28 protein-coding genes are annotated in these 26,870 nt (G+C 41.5%); 10 read left to right on the top strand and 18 right to left on the bottom strand.

All coding sequences use genetic code 11. The annotated features are described in order from the left end of the window. Positions 1–94: 94 nt before the first annotated feature. From D7322_RS08685 to D7322_RS08655, 6 genes are all read right to left on the bottom strand, one after another. The gene (locus D7322_RS08685; protein WP_120334008.1) at positions 95–1,030 is read right to left on the bottom strand and encodes an NADP-dependent oxidoreductase; all 936 of its coding nucleotides are present in this window, start codon (positions 1,028–1,030) and stop codon (positions 95–97) included. Between the two features lie 589 nt (positions 1,031–1,619). After that, positions 1,620–2,510 carry a helix-turn-helix domain-containing protein gene (locus D7322_RS08675; RefSeq protein ID WP_121123249.1) on the bottom strand — a complete coding sequence of 297 codons (891 nt, stop codon included), beginning with the start codon at positions 2,508–2,510 and terminating at the stop codon, positions 1,620–1,622. Positions 2,511–2,637: 127 nt separating this feature from the next. Beyond that, positions 2,638–3,504: an SDR family NAD(P)-dependent oxidoreductase gene (locus D7322_RS08670; RefSeq protein WP_245971294.1), complete on the bottom strand. Its 867-nt coding sequence runs from the start codon at positions 3,502–3,504 to the stop codon at positions 2,638–2,640. Positions 3,505–3,636: 132 nt separating this feature from the next. After that, positions 3,637–4,179, bottom strand: coding sequence for a carboxymuconolactone decarboxylase family protein (locus tag D7322_RS08665; protein ID WP_121123247.1), 543 nt, complete (start codon positions 4,177–4,179; stop codon positions 3,637–3,639). A gap of 40 nt (positions 4,180–4,219) precedes the next feature. Then, positions 4,220–5,413 (bottom strand): MFS transporter, encoded by a 1,194-nt coding sequence (locus tag D7322_RS08660; protein WP_121123246.1) that lies wholly within the window; start codon positions 5,411–5,413, stop codon positions 4,220–4,222. A 34-nt stretch (positions 5,414–5,447) separates the two neighbouring features. Then, on the bottom strand, positions 5,448–6,269 hold the full coding sequence (locus D7322_RS08655; RefSeq protein ID WP_121123244.1) for an SDR family NAD(P)-dependent oxidoreductase: 822 nt from the start codon (positions 6,267–6,269) through the stop codon (positions 5,448–5,450). A gap of 157 nt (positions 6,270–6,426) precedes the next feature. On the opposite strand from D7322_RS08655, the gene D7322_RS08650 reads away from it, so the two are divergent. Beyond that, complete coding sequence (locus D7322_RS08650) at positions 6,427–7,332, top strand: helix-turn-helix domain-containing protein (protein WP_121123243.1); 906 nt, start codon at positions 6,427–6,429, stop codon at positions 7,330–7,332. Positions 7,333–7,521: 189 nt separating this feature from the next. Here the strand turns inward: D7322_RS08650 and D7322_RS08645 are convergent, their stop codons facing one another. Beyond that, complete coding sequence (locus D7322_RS08645) at positions 7,522–8,097, bottom strand: Crp/Fnr family transcriptional regulator (RefSeq protein ID WP_121123241.1); 576 nt, start codon at positions 8,095–8,097, stop codon at positions 7,522–7,524. A gap of 250 nt (positions 8,098–8,347) precedes the next feature. On the opposite strand from D7322_RS08645, the gene D7322_RS08640 reads away from it, so the two are divergent. The 4 genes from D7322_RS08640 (at position 8,348) to D7322_RS08625 (ending at position 11,642) form a co-directional block, all read left to right on the top strand. Continuing rightward, positions 8,348–8,914, top strand: coding sequence for a hypothetical protein (locus D7322_RS08640; RefSeq protein ID WP_121123239.1), 567 nt, complete (start codon positions 8,348–8,350; stop codon positions 8,912–8,914). A 219-nt stretch (positions 8,915–9,133) separates the two neighbouring features. After that, positions 9,134–10,126, top strand: coding sequence for an SDR family NAD(P)-dependent oxidoreductase (locus D7322_RS08635; RefSeq protein ID WP_121123237.1), 993 nt, complete (start codon positions 9,134–9,136; stop codon positions 10,124–10,126). 124 nt (positions 10,127–10,250) lie between these two features. Further along, complete coding sequence (locus tag D7322_RS08630) at positions 10,251–11,063, top strand: helix-turn-helix domain-containing protein (RefSeq protein WP_121123235.1); 813 nt, start codon at positions 10,251–10,253, stop codon at positions 11,061–11,063. Between the two features lie 258 nt (positions 11,064–11,321). Continuing rightward, a complete protein-coding gene (locus tag D7322_RS08625; protein ID WP_108634110.1) occupies positions 11,322–11,642 on the top strand; it encodes a nucleoside triphosphate pyrophosphohydrolase family protein in 321 nt (106 codons plus the stop codon). Between the two features lie 235 nt (positions 11,643–11,877). On the opposite strand, the gene D7322_RS28435 is transcribed toward D7322_RS08625, so the two are convergent. The 7 genes from D7322_RS28435 to D7322_RS08595 form a co-directional block, all read right to left on the bottom strand. Continuing rightward, complete coding sequence (locus D7322_RS28435; RefSeq protein ID WP_183078651.1) at positions 11,878–12,051, bottom strand: hypothetical protein; 174 nt, start codon at positions 12,049–12,051, stop codon at positions 11,878–11,880. Then, positions 12,038–12,298, bottom strand: coding sequence for a hypothetical protein (locus tag D7322_RS08620; protein WP_147430341.1), 261 nt, complete (start codon positions 12,296–12,298; stop codon positions 12,038–12,040). Before D7322_RS08620 ends, D7322_RS28435 begins: the two co-directional genes overlap by 14 nt. A 12-nt stretch (positions 12,299–12,310) precedes the next feature. Next, a complete protein-coding gene (locus D7322_RS08615; RefSeq protein WP_121123231.1) occupies positions 12,311–12,754 on the bottom strand; it encodes a DUF5675 family protein in 444 nt (147 codons plus the stop codon). 14 nt (positions 12,755–12,768) lie between these two features. Further along, the gene (locus tag D7322_RS08610) at positions 12,769–13,323 is read right to left on the bottom strand and encodes a DUF6266 family protein (RefSeq protein WP_121123229.1); all 555 of its coding nucleotides are present in this window, start codon (positions 13,321–13,323) and stop codon (positions 12,769–12,771) included. A 71-nt stretch (positions 13,324–13,394) separates the two neighbouring features. Then, positions 13,395–14,039, bottom strand: a complete 645-nt coding sequence (locus D7322_RS08605) for a DUF6266 family protein (protein WP_121123227.1) — start codon at positions 14,037–14,039, stop codon at positions 13,395–13,397. A gap of 387 nt (positions 14,040–14,426) precedes the next feature. After that, positions 14,427–14,888 (bottom strand): helix-turn-helix domain-containing protein, encoded by a 462-nt coding sequence (locus tag D7322_RS08600; RefSeq protein ID WP_121123225.1) that lies wholly within the window; start codon positions 14,886–14,888, stop codon positions 14,427–14,429. A gap of 33 nt (positions 14,889–14,921) precedes the next feature. Further along, complete coding sequence (locus tag D7322_RS08595) at positions 14,922–16,067, bottom strand: hypothetical protein (protein ID WP_121123222.1); 1,146 nt, start codon at positions 16,065–16,067, stop codon at positions 14,922–14,924. Positions 16,068–16,356: 289 nt separating this feature from the next. On the opposite strand from D7322_RS08595, the gene D7322_RS08590 reads away from it, so the two are divergent. From D7322_RS08590 to D7322_RS08575, 4 genes are all read left to right on the top strand, one after another. Beyond that, the gene (locus tag D7322_RS08590; RefSeq protein ID WP_121123221.1) at positions 16,357–16,746 is read left to right on the top strand and encodes a hypothetical protein; all 390 of its coding nucleotides are present in this window, start codon (positions 16,357–16,359) and stop codon (positions 16,744–16,746) included. Between the two features lie 92 nt (positions 16,747–16,838). Beyond that, positions 16,839–17,834 (top strand): helix-turn-helix domain-containing protein, encoded by a 996-nt coding sequence (locus D7322_RS08585; RefSeq protein ID WP_121123219.1) that lies wholly within the window; start codon positions 16,839–16,841, stop codon positions 17,832–17,834. A 47-nt stretch (positions 17,835–17,881) separates the two neighbouring features. Beyond that, entirely contained in the window at positions 17,882–18,562 is a 681-nt protein-coding gene (locus D7322_RS08580) for a hypothetical protein (RefSeq protein WP_121123217.1), read from the top strand. Between the two features lie 460 nt (positions 18,563–19,022). After that, on the top strand, positions 19,023–19,394 hold the full coding sequence (locus D7322_RS08575; RefSeq protein WP_121123215.1) for a hypothetical protein: 372 nt from the start codon (positions 19,023–19,025) through the stop codon (positions 19,392–19,394). A gap of 87 nt (positions 19,395–19,481) precedes the next feature. On the opposite strand, the gene D7322_RS08570 is transcribed toward D7322_RS08575, so the two are convergent. The 4 genes from D7322_RS08570 to D7322_RS08555 all read right to left on the bottom strand — a co-directional run bounded on the left by D7322_RS08570 (position 19,482) and on the right by D7322_RS08555 (position 25,672). Further along, the gene (locus D7322_RS08570) at positions 19,482–20,774 is read right to left on the bottom strand and encodes a redoxin family protein (RefSeq protein ID WP_121123213.1); all 1,293 of its coding nucleotides are present in this window, start codon (positions 20,772–20,774) and stop codon (positions 19,482–19,484) included. Further along, positions 20,767–22,143, bottom strand: a complete 1,377-nt coding sequence (locus tag D7322_RS08565; RefSeq protein WP_183078650.1) for a RagB/SusD family nutrient uptake outer membrane protein — start codon at positions 22,141–22,143, stop codon at positions 20,767–20,769. Before D7322_RS08565 ends, D7322_RS08570 begins: the two co-directional genes overlap by 8 nt. 22 nt (positions 22,144–22,165) lie before the next feature. Beyond that, positions 22,166–25,132, bottom strand: coding sequence for a SusC/RagA family TonB-linked outer membrane protein (locus D7322_RS08560; protein ID WP_183078649.1), 2,967 nt, complete (start codon positions 25,130–25,132; stop codon positions 22,166–22,168). A 165-nt stretch (positions 25,133–25,297) separates the two neighbouring features. Next, complete coding sequence (locus D7322_RS08555; protein WP_121123207.1) at positions 25,298–25,672, bottom strand: hypothetical protein; 375 nt, start codon at positions 25,670–25,672, stop codon at positions 25,298–25,300. Between the two features lie 973 nt (positions 25,673–26,645). On the opposite strand from D7322_RS08555, the gene D7322_RS08545 reads away from it, so the two are divergent. Then, the gene (locus D7322_RS08545; protein ID WP_121123203.1) at positions 26,646–26,870 is read left to right on the top strand and encodes a helix-turn-helix transcriptional regulator; all 225 of its coding nucleotides are present in this window, start codon (positions 26,646–26,648) and stop codon (positions 26,868–26,870) included.

The following is a 26,870-nucleotide window of genomic DNA, read 5'->3' as shown; positions in this document are numbered from 1 at the left end:
TAGAAGGCCATGCGTGGCGCTGCAACCGCGAAGAGCATATAAAAAGGATCCCAGGTACAATAAAGTAAAGGCCTAATTCTAATGCTGAAACAATTTATAGAGTAATCACGATTTTACCAACCGTTCTCCCCGTTTCCTGTTCCAGATGCGCTGCTCTCATTTGCTCAAAGGGAAAAGATTTGGAAACATGAGGTTTTACGGCTCCACTTTCCAATAAAGAAGCGATCTGTTTCATATCCTCTCCGCTGGACTGTACAAGAATAAAATAACCTTTCACACCTTTGGATTCTGCTTTTGAAGTTACATCTTCATTCAGACCTGTCGGAATACTGATGATGGAACCGCCTTCTTTGGTCACTTCGAGCGAATGGTCGATATTGTCCCCGCCAATTGTATCCAATACAAAATCAAAAGTTCTGCCTGCTGATTTCCAGTCGAAGACGTGATAATCGATATGGGAATCTGCACCTAAACTCAAGACAAAATCTTTATTTTTTGGGGAAGAAGTTCCCGTCACTTTCGCCCCTAAATATTTGGCAATCTGTATAGCGATATGTCCTACTCCACCAGAAGCTGCGTGGACCAAAACATTTTGCCCTTGCTGAATATTCGCATGGTGAACCAAAGCCTGATACGCAGTTAGCGCAACCAAAGTGGAAGCCGCGGCGTCTTCAAAAGAGATATTTTTGGGCTTTAGGGCTAATTGATTGGCTGGAGCTGCGACATATTCTGCATACGCTTTTCCGTGGCCTGGAAAATTGACCATTCCGAAAACTTCATCGCCAACTTTAAAAGCTGAACTTTTAGTTTCTTCTACTATTCCGGAAATATCCCAACCCAAAATCAATGGATTTTCTGTTTTAATTCTTCCGTAAACTCCTTTTCCGGCACGGCTTTTTACATCTACCGGATTGATGCTGATGGCTTTTACTTGAATTAATACTTCGCCTTCGTTAATGGTTGGTTTTGCCAATTCTACGTATGCTAAATTGTCTACATTTCCTGCTTCTTTTAATACAATTGCTTTCATAATATTGATATTTTTTAAATGTTATTTATTTGAATTACTTTAATTTAAATCTTGAAATGAGTTCAATTTCTTAGCGGTTTCGCATTGATTTTCAGTTTATATATCACAACCGGAAATGTCACTTTACTTTTTCCGTTCTCAAACGCCGCCAAACGGTTCAGCTGGCCTGTCGGAATCCATAGATATCCATTGTCATCATTCCATCAAGCGTCTGCCCAGATTGTGTTGGCACTCCTTGCTACGGGAATGAGCTGTGCTTTTACCGATGAAACGGCTGCCATAAATGTTATCAATCCAATTATTATCTTCATAACTTGCTTTGTTTTTGATATAGCAAAGTTATATTGCACTGCAGCGGATAAATAGTCCATTTTACGGAAAGAATAGCACAGATGTACGGAAATGTAAAATCCTCCAATAACGGAGGATAATCCAGGAAAGCTTAGCGCTTCTCTAAGCAAAAGTTGCTTGTTCGCCGCCAACGAAAAAGTCATAATATTATTAATAATCCGGGGATCGGATCATTAAAAAAAGTCACAAGGAAACTAATGAAGTTTCCTTGTGACTTTAACAAGCAGAATTGCAGTAATTAGTTCAGTTGTGATTTTCTGAATTCCAAAGGTCTCAGACCTGTCTGTTTCTTAAATAATTTTGTAAAATAAGAAGCATTCTCGAATCCTAAGTGATAGGCTATTTCCGCAACTCCCTTCTCTCCCAACCTCAATAGATTTTTAGCCTCTGAAATCAAAAATATATGAATGAGTTCCAAAGCAGTTTTCCCTGTTTCCTGTTTCAGTACGTCACTTAAATAACGTGGCGAAATATACAGCTGGTCGGCAATATCGGTAACGCTTGGCAACCCGCTTTTTTTCAGACCTCCTTCATCAATATATTTTTTAAGGATATCATTGAATCTAGATGCTGTTTTTCCAATAACCTGCTCTCTGTCGATAAACTGTCTTTTGTAAAAGCGCTGTGCATATTTCAAAATCGATGATATATGACTCAAGATAATCTCACGGCTGTATTCATCGGGATTATTAAAATATTCGCCCTGAATTTTCGCGTGAAGCTCCAGAATAATCTGCTCTTCTTTTGGAGAAAGTTGCAGCGCTTCCGTTACATCGTAGTCAAAGAAGCCATAATTGTTAATACTTTTAAAGAGCTCGTGACCGTTCAGGTAATCTTCGTGAATCATCAACATATAGCCTTTTTCTTCAAATTCAAGGTCTTTCATTTCAATGATCTGCCGTGGTTTGGCAAAAAATAGACAGCCATTATCGTGGTCGTATTTTGTACGTCCGTACATAAACATCCCTGATGTTATTTTTTTGAAAGCGATGATGTAGCAATCTGTGGTAAATTCCCTATTTCCCAGCGGACAGGCCGCCTGACAGCCGATCATACTAAAGAGCGGGTGCTCCGGAGCGTCCCAGCCATTTCCGGTGTGCAATTCTGTAAGGGTTTTATAATGTTTCATTTTATTTTTTTTATCGAATGTTCGACAATCTCTTTCTATTACAACTGATTCTCTGAAGTTAAGCTAAAAAAGCAAACCAGTACAACTGTAGAAAACAATTTCTTTGCGCGGATCATTCCTAATAAATCTAATGCCCATGTGCGGCAATGCTGACCTCTTTCCAATTTTGGATATCGTTCAATCTTTTGGTGTAAACCTCATTGACTACGTGATAAGCAATTATACCGAACAATAATCTTTGTGGAGGATTTTGATTGTCAATAAGATTCAAAACTGGCACTACTGTCGATTCAGGTTTTCCCCAAGTATCAGGATTATCCCCTGTTTCCGCAAATGCCTCTCGTACCGGATTGTAATCGGTAATATCCGAAGAAGTCTGAACCGCTGAAGCTCCTGCCCAATCCGTTGCAAATCCATTAGGTTCAATTAGTGTGGTTTTGATTCCCAAATGTGCTGTTTCTGAACCAATCGTTTCAATTAGTCCTTCGACTGCAAACTTTGAAGCATTGTACAATCCTAAAAGCGGTAGCGTCGTTAGTCCCAAAAAGCTGGAAATCTGAATGATATGCCCACTTCTTTGTTTTCTCATCACCGGTAAAATTGCTTGTGCTACCCAAAGTGAACCAAAAAAGTTGGTTTCCATTTGGTCTCTCGCCTGCTGTTCTGTTGTTTCTTCCGTCGTTCCGAATAAACCAAAACCAGCATTATTAATCAAAACATCGATTCTTCCAAAGTGTTTTTCTACCTTCTCCACCACTTCAAAAACTTCTGTACGATTGTTGACATCCAGTTTCACAGGAAGAATGCTGTCACTGTACTTCTCTTTTAAATCCTGCAACGCTTCGATATTTCTAGCTGAAGCTGCAACTTTTTCGCCTCTTTTAAGTAAGGCCTCAGCCCATAATTTTCCAAATCCTTTGGAAGCTCCTGTTATAAAAATTATTTTGCTCATTGTTTTTTCTTTTTTTGTTAATCCAAAATTATCCTTATCCATACTTATACACTAACTCATTTCAGCTGAAGAATAGCACATAATTACGATATAGCTTTAGCTGTACACCTTAGTTAAAAAGAGAGCTCCTTCAATTTCTAAAAGAAGCCCTCACCAACACTTCAATTAAAACACTTATGATAAACTTTTTGCTGCCGGAAAATCAATCGGGATCTGGGTATTTGCAAAAACATAATTCGTAAAACTTCTAAGGGCAACCAAGGCTGTAAGTTCTACGAGCGCCTTCTCATCCAAACCAGCTTTATAGAAGTCTTCCAGTGCAGCATTTCCGGCATTGCCTTTATTGTTTGCGATCGATTGGGCCAGTTTTATAATGGCATCCAATTTAACATCCTCAACACTTCCCTTTCTGATTGCTAAAGTGTCCTCCTCACTAAAACCATTTAATTTAGCCAGCATGGTATGTGCAGCAAGACAATAATCACAATCATTTACCTGGGACACCACCAAGTTGATCGCTTCCCTTTCCTTTGCGGTGTAAGAAGAATGATGCGCTAAGGTTGCTTCTGTTTCCAGCATCGCTTTTAAAGCTGATGAAGAATATCCGATAGTAGCATAAAGGTTCGGGGTCTTGCCCATTTTTTTCTCTACAGATGATAAAATGACCTGAGCTTCTTCGCTCAATTGTTCTTTGTTTGGAACTGTAATAGTTTTCATATTCTTATTATTTATTATTGTTTACTTGAATCTTTCAATTTCATCCCCGTCTAACGACTGATCTTTTAAAAATAACAATCCCAAGGAAAGTCAAAACCACGATCAGTAGATTGACCATTGCAATGCTCTGAACATTTTTTATCTCAAATAAATTGATCAGGCCGTAACCGGCAATGGAGCTAATGACGTAAATACCGCCGCCGGTCAGCCCGCTTGCTACTCCTGCATTCTTGCTAAAACGCTGTAGACAGTATGCATAGACATTATTAAAAATAAAGCCGGAAAGGAAATGAATAAGCAGCGTAAAAATAAGCAGTACATAAAATCCATTCGCCCCAAATGATATAATGGTCATCAGACCTGCGAAAATCAATTGTAGGATCACGGCTGTATTGATTTTTAAGAAGAGATTTTTGTTTATCAACACCTTTGAGGTGATTCCGCCCAGCATCAGTGCAATTCCTGAACCCAGCGAACTGTAGCCTGTCACAACAGGTGAATAACCATAAACTTTTTCAATAATAAACGGACTGCTGATACCGTAAACAACGAGTAGTGAATAGCTCAGTCCGATAATAAGCAGCCCTACACTAAAATCCGCTGTCTTAAGCATACCTGAATAGACATTTAGGATCTGCTTTCGGTTAAAGGACTGGAATTTCCGGAGCGATTCACCGGTATATCTCCACTCGAAAAACAGAACAGCTGCTGTCAAAAAGCCCAATAGATAAAAATTCGACTGCCAGCCAAATGTTACCTGTAGATATCCGCCAATAAATGGTGCGACAATAGGAGCCGTTGCCCATACAATTGAAAATAGGCTTGTGTAGTGCTTCAGCTTTTCACCACTGTACATATCCACAAAGAATGCCCTCTTTCCAACGATAATCAGCGATACTGTTATTCCCTGTATTATCCGCATTCCATAGATAAGACCGATATGGGGAACCAGTGCAATAATAAAACTGGCGATTGAAAATATAATAAGGGCAAACAAGTTGATCCTGTATCTCCCAAAGCTATCCAATATACTCCCGATAAAAAGCTGGCTGAGTCCGGAGCTTACCATGAAAAGCAATAAAGAAAGCTGCACCTGCTGCATGGAAACGCCCAGATCACCTGCCATCGCCGGCAGCGAGGGAATATAAATATCGGTGGTAAGTCCTCCAAGAGGAATGAGGATAAAGGCGAGCAGGGTGCTGATGTGTAAATATTCTATTTTTTGGGCTTTCATAACTATGTTTAACTATGTGAAAAGAAGCACGGAATTACCCGTGCGCTGCTTCTGAAACATCTTTCCATTCCTTCCACTGTTGAAGTTTTTCACCATACACCCTTTCTGTTTTGACATATCCCAATTTGCCCAGGAATAATCTTAACGGCGGATTTTCACTGTCGATCAGTGTTAAGATTGCTGGAACAGTCGCTTCCGGAGTGCCGTAATCGTCTGGGCCAAGCCCCTCTATTTTGCTCAGGCTTTCCTTTAGCGGATTATAAACATCGAGCGAATCGCCAAAAACTGCCGAACTTCCACCAAATTCTGTTTTATAGCCATTTGGTTCGATAAGCGTTACATGGATGCCAAAATCTTTTACCTCGCTGGCCAGCGCCTCACTGAGGCCTTCCACCGCAAATTTTGTTGCGTTGTAAATGCCTAAAGTCGGAAGGCTCCATACGCCCAGTACACTTGAAAGCTGGATGATATGACCATGTCCCTGTGCTCTTAGGATTGGCAATGCTGCCTGTGTCACCCATAGTGTTCCGAACAGATTTGCATCGAAAACATCCCGGGCTACTTTTTCACCGATTTCTTCCACTGCACCAAAAACGCCGTACCCCGCATTGTTGATCACCACATCAAGCTGACCGAAATGTTCCTTGGCTTTGTTTACGGTAGCAAATACTGCTTCTCTATCGGTAATATCCAACTGTAACGGTAATAACTGATCGCCATACTTTTCTGATAATGCTGTAAAAGCATTCGCTTTTCTCGAAGTTGCCACGACGTTGTCCCCACGTTGCAATAGTGCTTCTGTCCAAAGTTTTCCAAATCCTGAAGTTGCTCCTGTAATAAAAATTGTCTTTGCCATTTTGTTATTGTTTAAATTATTATTTGTTATTTTGATAAGACAAAGTTATATCCAGAACTGGCCTCTGCTCTACTCCATATCAGCGGAAGAATAGCACAGATTTACGAAAATGTAATTTTGAAACATTTCAACAAGCAAATTCCTAAAATTAGAGACATTGGAAAAGATCAATCATTATAAAAGCATAACCGAACTTCATGAAAAAAGTGGCTTTGAAACTCCGAAGCATCCACTATTGAGCCTGATGACCTGTAAAGAACTTATGACGTATTCGGTCGGAGAAGACAGGTTCACCGGAGACTTTTATATGGTTGCTTTGAAAAAGATCAAATCGGGCTATGTGCTATATGGGAAAACGAAATATGACCACAGTAATGGATCTACCGTTTTTATGAAGCCAAGGCAAATTATTGAGGTCAGTAATGTACAGTTTGCAGAAAAGGGTTTTGTTATATTTTTTCATGAGGATTATCTGGCCGGCCATATTCTGCATGACCAGATCAAAAACTATGGCTATTTTGAGTATGAAATAAATGAAGCCTTGCACCTATCTCCTGCTGAGGAGGTTATCATGTGGGAGCTCTATGAAAAAATACGCAAGGAATATGACGAAAACTCAGATGAATTCAGCCGTGAAATTATCCTGTCACATATTGATTCCATCCTAAAATATTCCGACCGCTTTTATAAAAGACAGTTTGTGGATCGAAGTAATAACGTTTCGGGAACCACGCTAAAAAGGTTTCAGACAGTATTAAAGAACTATTTTGATAAGAAGCTGCACCTTAAAGAAGGTTTGCCCACCGTAAATTATCTTGCGGGAGAACTTTTTCTATCAAGCAGGTATCTGAGCGATCTTCTTAAACAGGAAACCGGGAAAACCGCTCTGGAACATGTCCATATTTACCTGATTAAAGAGGCGAAAAATCTATTGCTGGGATCGGACAGCAACATTTCTGGCATAGCCTATGATCTGGGATTTGAAAGCCCTTCATATTTTACCCGTTTGTTTAAAAAATTGGTAGGTGTTACACCTGCTCAATTTAAGGAAGCCAAGAACTGATTTCATAAGTATGGGTAATAGTACAAAATGTTTGAAATTGATCTGCTCCTCCTCGGTGAAAAATTTGGTAGCCGATTTGAATGCCTGTGGTTCTGTTGTGCTGATGTTGATTCGTTTTTCCATTTTTCTTATTTTTTAATTTGATACTACAAAATTGGATAATAGAGAGCCGGGAAAATTTAAACGGGTTTAAGAAAAATTTTTTTTGCGGATTTCGCTGAGATACTCGGGTGTAAAGCCTAGATAGGAAGCAATGAGATATTGCGGTACACGTTGGAGAAATGCAGGTTGATTCTTGAGAAATTGACGATATAGCTCTTCCCTGGAATGTTCGTAAAGCATCTTGACACGCATCTGTGCAGCAGCATAGGCTTTCTGGTACACCATGCGAAAATACTTTTCCATGACCGGGTGATTTTCCATTAGATCATTGAAGGCATTCTGGCGAATGACCAGAATTTCCGTTGGCTGTACAGCCTGAATATAAAACTCTGTGGGTGTCTGATTTATATAAGAGAACGTCTCCGTCATCCACCAGTTTTCAATCGCGAATTCAGTAGTCTGCTGAACACCCTTTTCGTTGATGAAAAATTTTCTTATAATTCCATCCAGTACAAAATAACTTGCTTTGCAGATCTGCCCTTCGGTCAATAAGTTTTCTTTCTTTTTAAGCGTCTGGGGCTCAAAATATCCAGTAATGTCGGCAAATTCATCATCGGAAACCTTTATAAATTTATCCAGGTGTTTTTTGAACTGTTCAAGCATTATTTTAAATCTGTTTTCATCATTTTTAGTGCCATTAAGATAGTAAAAAATAAGTTATATAACCTTAACATACTTGGTCTGATTCTTTTAGTATATTTACTTGCCTGCCTACATTCAGGGCATTAAAAAATTAGGCGTTACCTGTTACGAAGCTTATGTTGTGGATGGTCAAAAGCCTTTGGCCATTGGTTACAATAATGATACGGAAGAGTAAATATCCTATATTAGTTAAATTAAATACAAGAAAAAAATGGGTCAATACTTTTGGATTGCCATACCTGCAGAGCTATTTTTTCAGTATTGCGGCGAAACGATGGAAAAACATCGTGCGCACGCCTATATTGAAACGATAAACCGCGGTTCAGGCAAGCGTAATTATGTGAAATATAGCAAGGAAAATCAGTCGGCGTTTTTGGAAAGCTTTTCATCATCGGATTATTATGGATTTTTTCTGTCCACCTATCCCTTTTCAGATCAGGAGGCTATCAGAAGTTCCGGTCTCTTCTACGATTCGCCTGTAGCCGAATATACAATCGTAGGAAGTGGTGGTTATGAAACTGATCGTACGAGAGAAATCATCCACCTGCGGCAGATCATGAAGCAAGCTGACAAATCCTCAAAAGCATTTTTTGCGGCCTTGCAACGCACCCTCAAAAAGATCCCCGATTTACGCGATACGTTAAGAAGTGGAAATAAAACCCATTTTTACCTGCCGACATCAAAAAGTATCATTCCACAAAACGCGCATAGCCGGCTTATAGAAATGCCCTGGGAAGAACATTGCATCAGCAAAGACCTGGTCTACCAGCAAGAATAATTCCTATTAAGTGTGGTACACCATAGTTGCTCCCAAATAGCTACACCTTACGTTGCCAGAATGAGGATTATCCTAACCAAAACAAAGAAAAACGAACTACTGGTATTGTTATAAAATCACCTGCCCTTTTGAACAAAGCTAATTAGGACTTTTGAACAAAACAGCGCATGTTAATCCGTCCTAATTTTGTCTCAGTAATAACAATTAAAAGTATTCAAAATGGAAAAGAATAATTATCAGGGAGTTCAACAACAGCCTATCGGTTCGGGCTTCAATGCAAAATCAACAGCCAATGATGTCATTCAAAACATCGATCTTACCGGAAAAATCGCTATTGTCACTGGCGGTAACACAGGAATTGGGTTGGAAACCACCAAAGTTCTCGCCGCAGCTGGAGCTACAGTAATCATACCTGCGCGCGATATTGAAAAGGCAAAGAAGAATCTGGAAGGAATTAGAAATGTCGAAATTGTCGCAATGGATTTAATGTCTCCCACATCTATTGATGCTTTCGCGGAAAACTTTATCGCGTCAGGAAGACCCTTACATTTACTGATCAACAATGCAGGTATTATGTGGGTACCACTTCGCAGAGATGCACGGGGTATAGAATCCCAGCTGGCGACCAACTATTTAGCCTTATTCCAGCTCAGCGCCAGACTATGGCCGTCACTAAAAAAAGCCAATGGAGCACGCGTGATTAATGTTTCCTCCCACGGTCATCATTTTGCGCCTTTTAATTTTGATGATCCTCATTTCCTTCACAGCGCATATGAAACGTTACAGGGGTACGGACAATCCAAGACCGCTGTCAATCTTTTTTCAATGGAACTGGATGTGCGGGGACAATCTTCCCATATCAGAAGCTATGCCGTTCATCCAGGTTCTATTGGTGGGACTGAATTGGGCAGAGAAGCTCCACTGGAACTATTTCAAAAAATGGGTTTTGTGGATGTAAATGGCAACATGTTGCCTGAGGTAGCGGCATCATTAAAAACGATCCCACAGGGAGCAGCTACAACAGTATGGTGTGCTACAAGCCCTTTATTGGAGCATATTGGAGGAGTCTATTGTGAGGATGGGGACATTGCAGTACTATCATCAGATATGACCGACCAAAAAGGCGTACACCCTTATTCACTTGATGAAACCAATGCGAAGAAACTATGGAAACTGACAGAAGAGATGACGGGTATTCGCTTCAATCCGTAAATCGGCTTACTACTGGGGCAGGATCTGCATTTTGCCCCAATTTCGCAATGAACTTTTAAACAAAGTAAATGCTATTATTTCTTATCTTTAAGTTATTAATTTCCTTCATAAAAAAGCAAAAATCATGGAATACCAAGCCCGATACATTACCGAAGATATAAAGCTTTCAAGCTACGAAGACAAGTTTTTCAAATCAGATATTATGTTTGACCAGCATATGCTGGTCTGGTTTCTTTCCGGAGAAACCAAGATTGTACAGGCTGATGCTACCTATATATTTGGAAAAGGGGATATTTTTCTAATTCCCAGAAATCAGTTGGCGACTATTATTAATTATCCTAAAGACGGTGAGCCTCATAAAACTGTTGTCATGCATCTATCATTAGAAACTTTAAAGAATTTCTATGCAGGCAAGAATATAAATCCCCAACCCAAAAATTCACCGAAGATTTTTTGTTTCAATAATCACCCGCTCCTGGAAAGTTGCCTGGCATCACTTATCCCCTATTTCGACATGAAAGACATTCCTGCAGATATTGCCTCCATTAAAATTACCGAAGCCATCAGTATTCTCCGAACGCTGAACCAAGAGATCGATCATGTGCTTGCTAATTTTGAAGAGCCCGGAAAAATCAACCTTGTCGATTATATGGAAAAGAATTTTATGTTCAATCTTCCACTGGAAAAATTTGGTTACCTCACCGGCAGAAGTCTGACAACCTTTAAGCGGGACTTCAAAAAGGCTTTCACCATGACTCCACAACGCTGGTTGACCCATAAACGTTTGGAACTTGCCTATTATCAGCTTACAGAAAAGAAAAAAAAGCCCTTGGAAGTCTGTTATGAGGTAGGATTTGAAAATCTTTCCCATTTTTCATTTGCTTTCAAAAAGCAGTTTGGATTGGCTCCAAGTCGTTTGGTCGATCCCCTATCCTAGTTTCAGGCGTTCTTCCTGCAGGTCCAAAAGATACAATTGCCTACGAATCGGGTCTTCGTCTATATTGGGAATACTTACTTTTTGTCTCTGGCTAGATCAGCCCGTACTTTCTGTACAAAATCAAGCGAAACCCCAGCAACACGCACGATAATATCATCGGTACTTTTTGAATTAGTTTCAAAACTAACGGTTAGCATTATCTATGGATTATGGCTATATTAGAAACAAATCCAATGTGGACTAAACAATAGTAAAGATATGAGTATAGAAAATTTTGATGAAATCATTCGCCGCAGTATGGAAATTAGAGAAAAATATCGCGAACTGGAATTGCTCCACCATGGAAGTGAATGGACTGTGGAAGAGGATGCGCTGGCTTATTTAACGGATGCTGGTTTAGTGGGCAGAAACGTTATGTCGCAACAACAACGTTGGCCGAAAGCCGGTTCTGAAGCAGAATTGGAACATAAACTTGGTGAAAACATTTGGTGGCTGATTGTCTTGGCGGAAAGATCTGGAATCGATATTAGGAAGGCCGTTGATCAATTTTTAATCAAAACGGAGGCCGTTTTAAAATAAGTATATAAGTTCATTCATTAGCTAAATATCTATTGTGTTAACTTTATTCTTTCTTATCCAAATAATCATCAGCCAAAAGGTTAACCAACTCAGTTCTTCGGGCAAATGTCTTTACTACACCTTCCTTCATTAAGGTTTCAATTCTTAATCACGATTCGTGATATCCCTATATATATCCATCTCCGACCTCATCTAAATGAGCAAGGCGCACCGTTTGGGTGCGCCTTGTCTTCCATTATGGACGTCTTCGCTTACTATAGCGTCCCAGTAAACGACTGGTTACAAAACTGACCAGTGTACCCAAAGCAGCCGTAAGGATCGTCTGCAGTACATCGCCCAGCGAGATACTGGCCCATATCGAGCATACCGTACCACCTATAGCCGAGATACGGATATCATTCAGCTTCATCGGCCCCACTCCTTTCCAGCGCTTCCTTCGAGCCTTTCTCTGTTACGTCGTCAGCCTCTGGCGGTGGCTCCTCCCGATCCAATACTGTCTCCACAATCCCAAGGCCCAAGGCCACGTATTTTAATACATTCCCGACTTTACCCGGCAGTTTAACAGGCGCCGCCAGCACCAGCTGCAGCACCTGTCCTATTTTGTTAAAGATTTTTTTCATTGTTCTTTCATTTTTATTTTTTGTCCTAATTTCCAACAAGAGCCATCATCACTGAACCTCCACATCCACTAATCCCTGCAGCATGAGCGCAACAACGATGGAATACAATTTTTTGTAGGCTACACCTGAAGCCAACAGACGATAATCGCCATCCTCCAATACATACTGGGATCCTACAAGTATACAGCCAGCGGTCTGTTTATAGCTATTCCCCTTGTGGAAGTAGACGTAGCTAAAGTTTGGAATATCAATTATTTCAAGCATGCCACGATGTAGCTTTGGGTAGTCGTCGTAATAGCGGCCATTCATCCCGCCCTCACGGTTAAAACCTAAGGAATAACGTCCTGCTGGGATAGCCGTCTCGCCTCTTATTTTTACTGGCCGCGGAATATTTTCGAGACTATAGCAGACGAATGTGTTGTTGACAAAGATTTCAGACACCGTGCTATGTACTCCCTGTTTGATACGTTTTACGTTTACAACTGATTTCATACTATCTTTTTATTTTATAAAAGACCGAGGTATTGACTCCTGGAATACAGCTTTTCTTCACGGTCATGCAAGAACAGGTAGAGGTGCACTGGCTTTGCATGCAGGATGGATGGCAGATCGATTGCCATTTGGGTATCCTGCCGGAGAACCGGCTGTTCATTGATGGCTGCATGCGCACTGATGATATCATAAGCACAGAGGATGACTTGATCGTCCCATTGGCTATATTCCTTGATATTTGATTCGGAGGCATCCCAGGTCAACTGGATTTTATTGACTGTCCGCGTGCAGTTATTCACCGCCAGCGGAGACAACATGCCATTGCTGATCTTAGCAAGCGAGGGCTCTATCCTAAAGTCCGGGAATTCACCTTTGATCACATTGGTCAGGGTATGCGACATGGCTCGACCAAAAGCCGCCTGCACCGAACACTTACTATTGCCGTAACCTTTCAGGATCAGCGGGTAAAGCGGATTTAAAAATCTGCGCGCCAACCTAAAACGTTCCTGTACAGCCTGCCGACGTGTCGGATCTTTCTCCTGCTTTTTAAACTCAGAAATCACGCGCATATCTTTTATCGTTATGTATTCAAAATCAGGAGGAGTGCCTAACCCCTCCTGTTCAATTAATCCCTTAGTGGTTAGGCCAGGTCTAGTTCGCCCAGATAACTACTCTTGGACACTTTGGTCGCTTTGCGGTCCGTGAAGAAGATCCAGACATGCCCTTTGCCTCCTAGCAGGTGTGACGGAATCTCGATGTCGATGGTACCATCAGCACGCGTCGGCGGTGTTGGCGCTGTCATAAACTCATCCTTTTCAGGCTGGTAGATCAGGATGATGACCTGATCATCGGCCTTGGTCTTGTAAAGGCTGTTGAGCGTCGTATCCCAGTCGACGGAAAGTATTCCTCCCGCTACGGTTGCAGCCATGGCCCCACCGTTCAGGTATGAGCCTGTACTGATGTCGATTTTACTATAATCCAATGCGAAGTTTGGATAAACACCGGTTATTGCCTGTGCGATATTGAGCCGCATCGCTACATTGGTCGGAGCCATCGTTTCCGTTTTGGAGAGCCCAAAGCCGACCTTTAGGATTGGGGTGATCGGCATCAGGAATTTGGAGATTGTCAGGAAACGCTCCTGTTGGATCAGCTGCTCTTCGGACATCCCTTTCGTGCGCTTTTTAGGCAGACCTTTAAGGTAATTGATGGATTTCCATGACGAGGCTATCACCGCGCCCACTTTACCACTTGCTTTGCCGATTACACCATTTTTGATTGTTGCCATTTTGTTTTGTTTTTAAGTAAGTTAAACTATCATAAAGCATTCATTTATACCGGTATTTATTGCTTTACTTCGACAAACATACTATATCCCATCCCCCTTTGTCAAGAGCCGAAAGCAGGTCGGCGGAGACTTGTCGGAGGCATCCTGATTTTTGTCGGAGGGCTGTCGGAGAACGGGTGAAAACAATAAGCCGATAAGTGAAGGCTCGGGCCTTGTTCCGGATCAGGTTCCTACCTGCTTCGGATGAGCAATAGATCATAGACAGACTCCGACCAGACCTTGACCAGTATCTGAGCAGGGAAAGCTTGGTCAACTATTGGTCAGCATGGCCCTTATCATCGGTCAGTCCCGCAGGCATTCCGAAGCAGGTCAGGTTATCATCCGAAGCTAAGGCATCTGCCTAGGCCACCGTTTATATTCACTGATGTAGAGCTGTACCACGTCTTTTTTTAGAAACAGATCCGCATTGCCCTCCTTGTAGGCAGCTTTGAGAAATCCTTTCGCGATACGCCGTTCGATGGTACGCACACTTTTGCTGAGATAAGATGCGACTTCGGTGATTGTCATCGTACCCATGATCTTGTTGAGTTCGGAATAATGCTGATCCTGCAAGAGCTCAAGGACACGGTCAAGCTTTTGATAATATAGATCAGTGTCAAACAGCGCCGTTGAACGCTGCTTAAAAGAATAAACAAATCGGGTATTTGGAAAATTAACTGTCGTACAGGCAAAGCGGTAGCTAGACCCTTGGCATGAAGGATGGCCATTAGAAAAAAACATACATTGGTCTTTAGGAGGCGACATACCGCCGAAATCCCAAATGGGCGTGCTATATTTAGCGTCACCCATTTCAGTAAGTCTGGTTTATAATCGGGACATCTGTCAGTCTATTACCACATAAGTATCCCAAACCTCGTGTGGCAAACGTTCCTTATTTTTCCAAAAATCGCCTACATAATCTTTCATCCGAGGGCCTATGCTCCCGATTTTTACAATTTCGTTATCTTTTATATTTGCATACATGGCCAGTTTTGTCTGTGCTTGCAGCTCCACCAATTGTCCATTTTTTGGGTAAGAAAGGTTAACGTGTAGTAGATTGACCGAAATAGTCTTACTGATCTTGGGGAAATAATGCCGCAAATTATGTTTTTTGAGGTATTCAATAATGCCATTGGCCCGCACCTCCGATCCATCAGTCAATATGACAAAAGCCTCACCTTTGGCATGAGAGCGGATAAATACGATGGCGTGTAGCTTAAAGTGCCCACGTTCATTGCGTTGTGCGGCTGCCGTAATCGACCGCTTATGATAGAATAAGAAATAAGCCAATTCTAGTGGTGCATTAGCTGTATCGACAATCACAAATCGCTCACTGTCGGCCGAAGGCTGCTGCATATTTTGTTCGAGCCGCATGAATATATTGGCCAGCTCTGCTTTTACAAAATCTTTGGTGTCACGTGCATAGAAATCGATGACAGTATTGATCCCCTGCATCCAGTGTAATTGTGGGTCTGCTTGATCAGCATGTAACACAAGTGCCTTGGCACTATCTGCCTTTCTCCTACGCTTGTCCGCAAGCCGTTCAAACCAAAAGGCATATACGATAGACATAAAGATAAATAACATATAATGCCTTGATAGATGTAGGGAAAATACCTTCTTGTGATCAAATTCAAAATAAAGGCCTATCGTGAAGGCAATAAAAATGGTTAGACCAAAAGATAAAGGACCAAAGAAATAAAGAATTTTCCACCAGCTACGTTTCCATGTATATTGCGCGTTTCGATCACGGTAACGGCCATTTTTTTCGATCTTGTAAAAAAGTATTGCCAAAAAGACCATCAAGGCGACTGTGAGGAAATAGCGTATTCCAAATTTCTCATCAAAGATGGACCCATTTATCCAAAAGTATTCCTTGATCGAAATCCTATTGTACAAAAAAGGAAAAATGATTATAAAAACATAGATGAGCCAATTAAGGCTTAGATGCGCAATGAACAGCGCAATTTTCTCTTTCAATAACTTCATAAATGTTACTTTTCGTCAAATTCTAATCGGTTAAGCAAGTTAAATCTAATTAATTTGTAATTATCCTCCTCAATTTCTATATTATTTTTACAATTTTCTTAATTATTAAGCTGATGTTATTTTTTAATGACAATCGATAAAGCGATGCTAACGCATCTATTTTTTTACCTTAGCCCAAAAAATGCGTTTTAAACGCATAAATACCCTTCCTTAGCCCTTTTGAGCTGGAATAGTACTGTTTAAACATAATTAATTAGTCAATTTTGAACTATCAAAACGAAAAATAATTATGATTAAACAACCTTTTACCCAAATTGGCGTCGATAACGCGCAGGCGGCATTCATGACGTTAACAGCTCTAGAACAATCCGCTGTGATCAATATGATCAGAACAGATTTTGATGCCTGGATGAATCAATGGTTTGCCTTGACCATGAGCCAACAACAGCAGATTGAGACGATGGATCCAGATTTCAAGCTGAAAATTGCAATCGCAATAGCCAACACCTATCAAGCGGGCTACATCGTCAATTTTACGAAGGAAGATCCAGGAGAAGATATTCCTGATCGCAAGGAAACCCAAGTATTTGGTCTTGAAGACTGGCAGGACCTGAACGATAGCGCTAATGGAAAAACTTTACGGATACCGCTTATGATTAAGATCAGTTACGATACATAGTTACAGGTAGCTCAAGGTATGAAGCAGTTCCGATAACCCTGCTTCTTCCTTTACCTTCCAAAATCGCCAATATTTACCTTAATCACCTTATTATGAAAAAGAATACACATTTTAGACTAAGCCAGCGTTTCCAAAAAGTCGATGACATGCCCCCGGATTTTATTCCACATTTAAAGCTTGCGGCTGTACCTCCAATAGCCTATCGCAGTAACGTCGGCTATATACTTCACCAGCAGTTTGACGGTCTTGTGGGTTTTATCAACTGTCTGGATTTTGACCTTAAGGCTACGGAGCGAATCCCTATCGAGATTAAAGGAAACGATATTCATATGCTCTATCTCCCAGAGGGCGAACAAGGTATTGTCCTTTCGGATAAGAAAACGCATGTCGGTCAAGCCATTGCTCCACAACGGGGACGTTTTTTTTATCTGCCCGAAGGAGACTATGAGCTGTGGGTGCCATCCGGACTGCATTTTGTATTTAACTTTTATTTTCGCGGATCAATATTCCGTGATGGTAATGAGAAGCCATTTCCTTATTTATATGACTTGATTGCCGACTTTCGGAATGGATCCGATCAAAGTAGCAGCAGTATAGACTTTAAAGTTGGCAATCGCACGTGCTTACTGATCAAAACCATTTTAAGCAATCTTAAAAGAGGCGACCTCGACAGTGAGGTCAATATCCTTTGGGGTATAAAGAAACTGATCAAGCTTTCGAAGGAAAAGATCTTTGAGGAATACGACAAAATTTCTGAATCGCATTTAAAATCCAAAGAAGCCTACGCATCCATTAACCAAGCTGTAGCTGAGTATGGGCAGGGTTTCAAACTAAGTGACATTGCCGTGCAGCTCAATATCAGTAAGGACTACCTGCATCTTCTTATCCACAGCTATTATGGCCTTAGTCCCCAGGAGCTGAAAATAAATCTTATGCTGGATCTCGCCAAGCGGTATATTGCTGATGGTATGAACACCGATGCGGTCGCCTATGAACTGGGCTACTCCGCCCCCAGCAGTTTTGTCCGCTTTTTTAAAAGGAAAACGGGCATGACCACAACGGAATTTTTTAAGCGTAATAACCAATAATTATTTATAAATCTTTATTATTAAATTAGCAATTGTAACCTACAATCATGAAAGAATCAATTCAAAGAGCCCTGGGATTTGCTAAAGCTCTCAGAAAATTTTTTGAAACGGAACCACTTGACGAGAAAACGATTATTTCGAGAAAAGTCTGTGTTAAATATAACGCTCGGAAATATGGTCCCTTGAATATTTTTATCAAAACAGCGGCATCCTATTTTCCTGAAAATTATCAGCTTGATGAAGATCTACTCAAGGCAGCAAATGCTATCGATGACATTTATCATCCACTGCATATGCTTTATTACCTTTTGTCTAATGCGAAAAAGGTAGATTCACCACGGCAGCCATTACCAATTAAAAAGAGCTATAGCTATATGATATGGCAGATCTTTAATCTATCAAAAGTGAATATTGTGGCCACCCTCCCCAAACACCCACGTTTAATAGAAATTCGTGAAGAAACGTTGGAATTGTCCGCGGCTAAAGCCGAGATACTGATCTTGACCAGTGGAGGTGATTATTTTGAAGTGAATCATCTTCTTTCTAAGATTGACCTGACAAATAAGTATGTAATTATCTGTTCCTCTTTTGACGAAGCCAAGATACGTGATCATGTTCTTTATCGTGTAGATCGTAAAATTTCTCCAACTTTTGGAAGCGAAAGGGAATGTCTTTTATTCATCGATGAGATTATCCGGGAAGCAACCACAATTCCTCTGAAAGCTTAGCCCTATCATCCCCTTATCTAGGGGATTTTTTATTGCTCACCCTATCATTATTTCAAACCTGTATATACCCGACTCCAGATTCGGTCAAGTCCGACTGCGTTTTACTCGCGAACTTTGGTATAAGTTAACGACGAAAAAGTTAGCGGGATAAAAACGAAGAAATAATAAAAGCCCGGTAGTAAATAATAAAACGCCGAAGCAAAATAATAAAACAGCTGATTGAAATAGTAGCGGCCCTTAGAAACAGATTTAAAAATTACTGTAATACGGCATAAGCATTAGCTAAATAATAACACAAAACACAACAGCGGAATTCTGATGCCAGGTTGTCAGAAGGAAGGGCGAGTCTGCCAAAAGACAGGTATGAAGCTAGATCCCCCTACCGACGGCAACGCACAGAAAATCGGTCAGAACGGATAGCAAAAAAATAATAAATGAATCAATTTTAAAAATTAAGGTTATGAACCTAATTCACAACATCAAAAAAAATATCGTAGCTGTACTAGGTATGGCTATGATAATCGGATTGTCAGCTTGGTCGCTCACATCCGAAGGTACCGAAAACAGTAAAGCTGTAACACCAGTTGAAAAAGCAGAACCAGCCTTGTATTGGTATGAGGCCGATTTGGTCAACAATACCATCGGAAATCAAGTGAACACTTCACCACAAACGAAGTCAGAATCAATGCCCGGAGGATCAAATCAAATCACTGACTGCGAGGATCAAACAGCTGAATTGTGTCTCGTTGGATTTGAAGCACCACAAAGTCCGAATACGCCGCTTCCAACAAATCCGGATGAAGAGCATAGTATCAGAAAAACTGCACAATAATACATGCCGTTAATATAAAGATCATCTCATCACCCAGTAAAAGCCCAGCCGTAAATATTATTACGCTGGGCTTTCCTTTTCATCTACTTAATACTGATCACTAATGACCAATGTTTCTATCGGACGTATCTCCGGCACTACTTTTAACCCGTAGCGTTCCAGCTCTTCGTTCAACCCCTCTAGCGTAAAGAAATCCAGCGTCATGCCGTCAAACTCCATATCAACATTTCCGTCGTAACGCGTGTCATTTACAAAAGGTTTCTGTAAGGTACCCTCTATCATTCCACCTACGGTATTCAAAAAAGCGACAAAGGGCTGATTTCTCAAGATTCTCTTTTCGTCGGCAAACAAGCTCCCTTTGGCAGATTCATTTCTGCGCCTAAAGGTGCTAAAGCCCTTTCCGCCTTTCGATTTCAGTTTATCTTTATTCCCAGTGCGTTTAAGCACCAAGGTTTCCATTGAAATGGTATCCCAAGAGAATTTTAAGGAGAAGTAGTTGGCGAGGTCTTTTTTCATAAATTCATATTTGTCCCGCTCCCTTCCTTTGGGAACCAGCAGATGATATACATACGTATGTTTGTAATACCATTCTTCGGGGTTCTCGAGATGCTCGGGACGACGGTAAAGATCGGGATTTCGCACATTCAGGGTAGTCTTCCAGGGCAGCCGCCAGTTCACAGAGCCAGAGCCACCAAAAGCGGACTGTATCAAATAAAGTACCGTTACATTCCGCGCTGTGATACTTCGGGCAGTCCCCCAGTCCCCGCCGCTAAACCGAAGCCCGTTAATAGTTAACGCTAGATAACTGAAAGACTGCAAGTCAGATTCGTACGTCTTATCAAACAAGGAGGTCCTAACGTCGGTTTGTATAACGGGTTTTGAATTCAAATGCTCGCCTCTCAGGAATTTACGGATATTTGCAGCGTTCATTGAGATCGCATGCGCTATATACTTTACATTGAGCTCTTCATCTAACCATACAATACGTGGAAATGCCCGTACATCAAACATCTTGTGTAATAAGGTGTCGCCCGAGATCATTTTTACCTGAGGTTTTTTAATCCAAGTGCGCTTGGCAAAGAGGCTTTCAGTAGAATCTTTGCTCTCCTTATTGACCATGATAATCTGTATGGAATCGCCAAACATTGCCTGTAGCTTTTCAACTTTAGGAAAAGATTCAATGCATGAAGAGCAGCCATGCCCCCAAAAATCAAGAATAGTTAGCTTATAGTTATGCGGCTCCAAGCCGACTTCCTGATCTGGAGCCAATACTTCTTTAAATTTCAATGCAGGCAGCTTATCGCCTACTTGTAGCGTCTGTGCAACGGCCATCTTCATGAAGATGACCATTGCCATGAGAAGAATAATCTGTTTATTCATTATAGCCGGGATTTTGTGTTAGATAAGTGTTCAATAATATTTCTTTGCTGGGGATCGGTAAATATATGGCATAAGGCTGCCATGTCGGTTTTGCTTTACCGAGTACTGCGTCAATGGTATTCCAGCGAATCAGGTCAAACCAGCGGTGTCCCCATTCGGCAAAAAACTCATTTTGGCGCTCCCCTTTGATTGCGTCCCAAAGCAAAGAAGCGTTTGCAAATTGATATTCCGATAAACCAGCCCGCTTTCGGACCACATTTAAAGCCGCTGTCGCCTCCTCATATTGCTTCATTCCATATAATGATTCGGCACGGATCAGATAAATTTCGGCCAATCGAAAGACCACATTGTATTCTTCAATAGGAGTCATCAGCCGGCTCTTGTATTTCACCGGATAGTGATAAGTCGTTCCTGAAATCGTATTGGAATTGATCCACGACTGTTTTCGTAAGTCAGTAGCTATATAGCTTTGCAGTAGATCTTCTCGTAGTACATACGTGGGTTTCGTGCTGGTGTTGAACGGAATAAAACTTACGCCCTCTGCCGTATTGCTCACTGTGTTGCCCAGTTGCCACAAGATCTCCCTGGATTTTATTTTAAACACCTGATTGAGATCCGCTTCTAACATGTAACTGGTATTCTTCAATATTTCATCCGTATTTGCAATGGCTTGCTCATGATTTCCCAGGTAAAGGTTCACCCTCGCCATCAAGGCAAGTGCGGCATAATAATTCGGAGCTGTTCGGTCTGTACTGGCCTCTTTAGGTAGCAATTTTACGGACCTTTCTAAATCACCTAACAGCGATTTCATAACGAAGTCCTTATTATCTCTTCCTTTAGTAGCATTGACCTTATAATCGGATGAAGAGATATAGGGAACATCGCCAAACAATTGAGTCAGATAAAAATGTAAAAATGCGCGCACAAAGAGCGCCTGACCCAAAAAAATATCCCGATCAGTAGGTGAAAGCAGCTGATTGCGCTCGGCATTTTCGATCACCAGATTAGCGCGGTATATGCTCCGATAGGCATATACCCAAAAATTATTCACCACCGAATTGGAACTTAACAATTGGTTTTGGGAGAATTCATCGTAGTTACCACCCAAGAGTGTCGGCGACAGCTCATCGGAAGCCATCCCCATATACACAGAGAGCCCGCCATTGGTCATTGAAAGGTTGAGTGCCCGCATCAGAATAAAGATACCTGCCATCGCCGATTCATAACCCTTTTTCGACTGGAAGAGTACCTCCGAATCGACCAGATGATCCGGTGTATCCACCTGCACCAGCTTGTTGCATGCAGACAACAGCAGGAGGTTAGCTGCTATAATGCTAGAGATACAAATATGTAGTATGCTATTTCTCATCGTTTTAAAATTTAATTTCATTTTATAAACTGATTTTCAGGCCAAACATCATGATGCGCATGGGTGGTGTAGTCAAGTAATTCTGAATCTCCGGATCACCGCCTTTATACCGGCTGTAGGTCCATAGATTCTGAATCTGACAGAACAGTTCCAAAGCCGTTATTGACTTCAGGGCAGCCACATCGGGATTATAGCTGAGGTATATATTGCGCAATTTAATGAACGAGGCATCCGTTACTTTTCCATTCGAATTGAGAAAATTCTGAAAAGCGCTGTAGCCCTTATCCGTCCGTGATACGATAAAGCGCTGGTAATCGGCCATATCGCCCTCTTGCCGCCAGCGATCCATCACCAGTGTTGCATGATTGACCAGTCCAAGTCCCGGCGCATTCGGATTTGCTGCTTGCGCATTATTTCCCCGCTGCTTTTTAAAGTCTACCAGAAAACCCATACGCAACCTTTTATAGGAAAAGGTATTGTTCCAGCCGCCAAAAAAGTCCGGTGAATAATCGACGAGCACCGTTCTATCCTGAATCGTGTATTTGCCATCCCCATTGTTGTCCTCAATTTCATAAAGGCCAGTCTGTGCATTGATGCCCGTATAGCGGTAAAACTTTTGCGTACGTAGGGAATGGCCGATCACATATTTATTGGCGTAAGACGAGTTTTCAAGCCCCGGAAAGCTGAGCAATTTGTTTCTAGAGCGCGATATATTGAATTTGGTGGACCAGCCGAAATGCCTGCCCTGTATCAGGTTCGCATCCAAGGTAATTTCTAGTCCTTTATTTTCAATTTCGGCATCTAAGTTTTGGTTTACGCTGCTAAATCCCGCTTGGAAAGGCAGCGAGTAAGCAATCAACTGGTTGTCACTCAGATTGCGGTAGTAAGCGAATGAAAGGAGTATGCGGTCTTTCCAAAAGCCCATATCCATTGCCAGTTCCAGCTTTCTATTGGCTTCCCAAGCATAATCAGGATTATACAACATGCTGGGATCCATTCCCACCACCCCGTTATAGAGCAGCGCATTCGATGCCCAGGTATCTAAAAATTTATAGTTGCCGATCTGATCATTTCCGGTGATGCCATAGCTGCCGCGCAGTTTCCCGTAGGATAGCCAGGCACTGTTCCCCTTCATCCACTTTTCCTCGGAGAATATCCAGCCCGCTCCGATTGAATAAAAATTGGCGAATTGTTTACCGGGGCCAAAGCGTGAGGAACCGTCCCTACGTGCTGCGATATTGATCAGATAGCGCGCATTGTACCGGTATCCCAGCCTTGCAAACAGGGCAGCATATTTGTACCGCGATTGCGTATAGCTGGGCACTACTTTTCCGGCAGCGGCAATGGTTCCCAATAGGTTGTCATCGCTATAATTCGTTCCTGCAAGCAAGGTGTTTTCATTTCCGTCCTGCTGTATCGAACTACCCCACAAAAAGCTGAGGTTATGCAATCCAATCTGCTTATTATAGGCCAGTTGCGGCTCTACGATCCAGCTATATCTGCTCCCGTTTGAAAAATTTGCAAAGGGCAAGTTTGATGTTGATGGATCTATCCCTGTCGAGGGATAGCGAGCCTTTTCATTGTTATTGCCAAAAGAATAGCCGCCCGTAATCTTAAGATTTAAATCCGGATAAAGCTGATATTGCAGGCCGATATTGGCAAATAGATTTTTGAACTTCCCGGAGAAGCTATTCTCCAGCTGGGCGAGCGGATTTGTAAAACCGAGGCTAGAAAATGAGTACGGGCCAATCTTCCAGTTCAACGATCCATCATCATTGCGGAGTTGCAAGTGAGGCATCAAGTAAAGGTACGAGGCCGGATCATACACTGTCAGGTCGGAGCCGTTTTGTGTAAAATTACCGGCCATGTCTAGCGTAAACCGACGGTCTGCAGATCGGTGGTTGACGTTGAATCCGATGTTATACCGATCCGAAGACTTTGAACGGTCAAACTGAAATGCTTCGCGTCGCATATTTCCATTCAAGCGAAAAGATGTGCGGTCACCACCTGTCACATAACCGAGGTTATAATCCTGTGTCAAGTTATTGGTACCGACAAGGTATTTTGAAAAATCCGTGTACCGCGTGGTATCTGCCAGTAGCAGATCAGGCGCATTTGCTTCCGTCAGCGCCAGCCCACTGTTGGCAAAAGCTTCACGGCGCATGGCCAGATAACCTTTGGTATCCAGCAGTGGAATGACATTTCCTGCACGGGACACCCCGATATTGGACGAAAAATTGAGTTGTCCCTTTTCCGCAAAAGCTTTCTTTGTCGTAATGAGGATGACCCCATTGGCACCACGGCTACCATAGATAGCTGTGGCATCGGCATCTTTGAGTACCTCGATACTTTCAATATCAGCCGGATTGATGGCATTAAACAGGCTCAAGCCCGTCTTTGTCGCATTGGAAAGTTCGGCGATATTCTGCCCATTAGTCGCAATAGGATTGCCATTGAGCAGTACCAGCGGTTCACTACCCTGCGTAAGCGAGCTTATTCCGCGCACCTTGAGGTCTACCCCGGCTCCGCTGATGCCACTGCTAGGCGTCACTTCCAAACCTGGTACAAGCCCTTGAAGTGCCAACATTGGGTTAGAGATTGGTTTATTCTGAATATCCTTGCTAGTGACTTTGGTGACAGAACCCGTGGAGAACCTTCGGGTAGTGGTACCATAACCGATTACGACCGTTTCATCCAGTCTATTATCCATGGGTATCAATTGCACATTGATTGATACCCCGGCAGTATAATTCAATGACTGTGTGTTATATCCCAGATGGGAGAATAAGATTTTGCCATTTTTAGCTTTCACTTCGATGGTAAAGGAGCCATCACCTTTGGTGGATGCTCTACCCTTTTCATCGGCTATGCTGACCGATACACCCGCTATTGGCTTACCGTCACTTGCCGATACGACTGTTCCGGACACCGCAAGAAGCCCATTGGCCCCGCTGTCCTTGCGGGGCGTCTGAGCCGATAAACTAAACATATGAAACATAAGAGCTAATACAATAAAAGCTCTTATGTTCTTCAATACCTTTAAAGAACAATTAACAAGATTGAAAAACAATGCGAATAGCATTATAAGTACTACCTTATCCAATAAGGCAGTGAATGATTTTGATCTTTTTATCATCTGCTTATGGATTTGGTATTATTCTGTAATACGGTTAAAGAAATTGTGGATCCTTTGCTTTGCTTCCAGATCGGCCGTAATGACTTCGACAGGTTCAGCAAAGTCAAGTGGCAACGCATCGATACCGATCTTACGAAAGTGCACGAGGAAATATGCAATCAGCACACGGCACACTTCCATCAAAAAGGTGCTCATCTGCTTTATGTCGCCAGCATCTTCCTGAACGATGCCCTTTCTATAGTTTTCAAAGAGTGCGCACAGGCTTTCCAGACAGTCAGTTATTGTATGTTGGGACCAGAACTCCCAAATGGTATTTAATGGATCGTATCCATTGTCATATATTTCATAACATGCTAGCTCAAAGGGTAGCAGATTGTTTGATTGTTGGTTCATAATTTAGTTTCATCGAGTACGACAAACCTTTGGATGCTCGCTCAGATAAAGACATAGCTTTCCCTTTCACGATTTTTTCGCGTTAAAAAGGCTTGTCATTGCACAGATCAAATGTGACCTATGCCAAATGGACAAATAATATTAAAAGTCCGAAAAGCGCCTTGATACATTTTCAAAGCATAAATAGGGTTAATTATGGCGCTCCCTGCCGGAAAGAAGTAAATACCGACCTAACACAATATTGTATTGCAATAAAAACTACGGATAAAAAGTTTGGACTCAATGAAAAATTGCTTAATTTTAACGTGCAAATATTAAATCAAGCTGTATCATTGGCCAATATTCCCTTTTAATGCAATTATATTATTGTATAGGTCGGTGACAGGCGTAAATAGTGGGAAATTAGACTGAACTGGGTTCAGCTGTCTTTTCGTTTTAAGGAAAGTCAACACCTACCCTTTTTATTGCTCTTTACAGCCTGTGTTTGATGGAGCGCAACCTATTCGGGCGCGCGGAATATGTTCTTTAAAAGTGATTTGCGGGAATACCTAGTCAATCCAAATTGGATCGATTGCGGGTAATGGATGGTGTTTGTTCTTTTCGTTCTCATAATTGTTTTGGTTTTATGTGAACGAGCTCTATAATAACGAAGGGTGAAACCTTACGTTTAATCATTCTTCTCACTAAGGCAAAGCCCTAGGTCAGACCTAAGAAAACTCTTAGGCGGCACCTGAAAATGATTGCACAGTAAGGCCCACCCCTACGCTATTATTATTTACAAATATAATAATATCTGTAGGAAATGAGCATAACCTTACCGTCCCATCCCAGGTGCCAATTGAGAAGTCAGAGACTCGTTATTTAATCAGACAATGTCCAATTACTGCTCAAACTGTATGATATAGCAATACTAAATCATATACAAATATATGAAAGTTGACTTTAAAAATCAACAATAAAATTAAAATAATTTATGTCTATATATAAAATCAATCGTATATCCGAAGTTTTAGAGGAAAAAGGAGTTAAAAACAACGATCTTGTTGAACATCTAAAGGTAAAAAAGGAAACAGTATCTAGGTGGGTAAATAATAAACAACAGCCAACCCTAAATACTCTAAATGATATCGCTAGATTTCTAGACGTGGATATAAGAGATTTGCTTTATCAAAGTGAATGGGTGAAAAATAGTGTATAA

The sequence above is a fragment of the Sphingobacterium puteale genome, from assembly GCF_003627955.1.
GTDB classification, from domain to species: Bacteria; Bacteroidota; Bacteroidia; order Sphingobacteriales; family Sphingobacteriaceae; genus Sphingobacterium; species Sphingobacterium puteale.
This window is presented reverse-complemented; position numbering and strand designations above follow the sequence as displayed.

What these genes read in the sequence shown, in the direction of transcription:
- D7322_RS08685 (WP_120334008.1), bottom strand. Translation starts at nt 1,030, where the DNA reads ATGAAAGCAATTGTATTAAAAGAAGCAGGAAATGTAGACAATTTAGCA.
- D7322_RS08675 (WP_121123249.1), bottom strand. Translation starts at nt 2,510, where the DNA reads ATGAAACATTATAAAACCCTTACAGAATTGCACACCGGAAATGGCTGG.
- D7322_RS08670 (WP_245971294.1), bottom strand. Translation starts at nt 3,504, where the DNA reads ATGGATAAGGATAATTTTGGATTAACAAAAAAAGAAAAAACAATGAGC.
- D7322_RS08665 (WP_121123247.1), bottom strand. Translation starts at nt 4,179, where the DNA reads ATGAAAACTATTACAGTTCCAAACAAAGAACAATTGAGCGAAGAAGCT.
- D7322_RS08660 (WP_121123246.1), bottom strand. Translation starts at nt 5,413, where the DNA reads ATGAAAGCCCAAAAAATAGAATATTTACACATCAGCACCCTGCTCGCC.
- D7322_RS08655 (WP_121123244.1), bottom strand. Translation starts at nt 6,269, where the DNA reads ATGGCAAAGACAATTTTTATTACAGGAGCAACTTCAGGATTTGGAAAA.
- D7322_RS08645 (WP_121123241.1), bottom strand. Translation starts at nt 8,097, where the DNA reads ATGCTTGAACAGTTCAAAAAACACCTGGATAAATTTATAAAGGTTTCC.
- D7322_RS08640 (WP_121123239.1), top strand. Translation starts at nt 8,348, where the DNA reads ATGGGTCAATACTTTTGGATTGCCATACCTGCAGAGCTATTTTTTCAG.
- D7322_RS08635 (WP_121123237.1), top strand. Translation starts at nt 9,134, where the DNA reads ATGGAAAAGAATAATTATCAGGGAGTTCAACAACAGCCTATCGGTTCG.
- D7322_RS08630 (WP_121123235.1), top strand. Translation starts at nt 10,251, where the DNA reads ATGGAATACCAAGCCCGATACATTACCGAAGATATAAAGCTTTCAAGC.
- D7322_RS08625 (WP_108634110.1), top strand. Translation starts at nt 11,322, where the DNA reads ATGAGTATAGAAAATTTTGATGAAATCATTCGCCGCAGTATGGAAATT.
- D7322_RS28435 (WP_183078651.1), bottom strand. Translation starts at nt 12,051, where the DNA reads ATGAAGCTGAATGATATCCGTATCTCGGCTATAGGTGGTACGGTATGC.
- D7322_RS08615 (WP_121123231.1), bottom strand. Translation starts at nt 12,754, where the DNA reads ATGAAATCAGTTGTAAACGTAAAACGTATCAAACAGGGAGTACATAGC.
- D7322_RS08610 (WP_121123229.1), bottom strand. Translation starts at nt 13,323, where the DNA reads ATGCGCGTGATTTCTGAGTTTAAAAAGCAGGAGAAAGATCCGACACGT.
- D7322_RS08605 (WP_121123227.1), bottom strand. Translation starts at nt 14,039, where the DNA reads ATGGCAACAATCAAAAATGGTGTAATCGGCAAAGCAAGTGGTAAAGTG.
- D7322_RS08600 (WP_121123225.1), bottom strand. Translation starts at nt 14,888, where the DNA reads ATGGGTGACGCTAAATATAGCACGCCCATTTGGGATTTCGGCGGTATG.
- D7322_RS08595 (WP_121123222.1), bottom strand. Translation starts at nt 16,067, where the DNA reads ATGAAGTTATTGAAAGAGAAAATTGCGCTGTTCATTGCGCATCTAAGC.
- D7322_RS08590 (WP_121123221.1), top strand. Translation starts at nt 16,357, where the DNA reads ATGATTAAACAACCTTTTACCCAAATTGGCGTCGATAACGCGCAGGCG.
- D7322_RS08585 (WP_121123219.1), top strand. Translation starts at nt 16,839, where the DNA reads ATGAAAAAGAATACACATTTTAGACTAAGCCAGCGTTTCCAAAAAGTC.
- D7322_RS08580 (WP_121123217.1), top strand. Translation starts at nt 17,882, where the DNA reads ATGAAAGAATCAATTCAAAGAGCCCTGGGATTTGCTAAAGCTCTCAGA.
- D7322_RS08575 (WP_121123215.1), top strand. Translation starts at nt 19,023, where the DNA reads ATGAACCTAATTCACAACATCAAAAAAAATATCGTAGCTGTACTAGGT.
- D7322_RS08570 (WP_121123213.1), bottom strand. Translation starts at nt 20,774, where the DNA reads ATGAATAAACAGATTATTCTTCTCATGGCAATGGTCATCTTCATGAAG.
- D7322_RS08565 (WP_183078650.1), bottom strand. Translation starts at nt 22,143, where the DNA reads ATGAGAAATAGCATACTACATATTTGTATCTCTAGCATTATAGCAGCT.
- D7322_RS08560 (WP_183078649.1), bottom strand. Translation starts at nt 25,132, where the DNA reads ATGTTTAGTTTATCGGCTCAGACGCCCCGCAAGGACAGCGGGGCCAAT.
- D7322_RS08555 (WP_121123207.1), bottom strand. Translation starts at nt 25,672, where the DNA reads ATGAACCAACAATCAAACAATCTGCTACCCTTTGAGCTAGCATGTTAT.
- D7322_RS08545 (WP_121123203.1), top strand. Translation starts at nt 26,646, where the DNA reads ATGTCTATATATAAAATCAATCGTATATCCGAAGTTTTAGAGGAAAAA.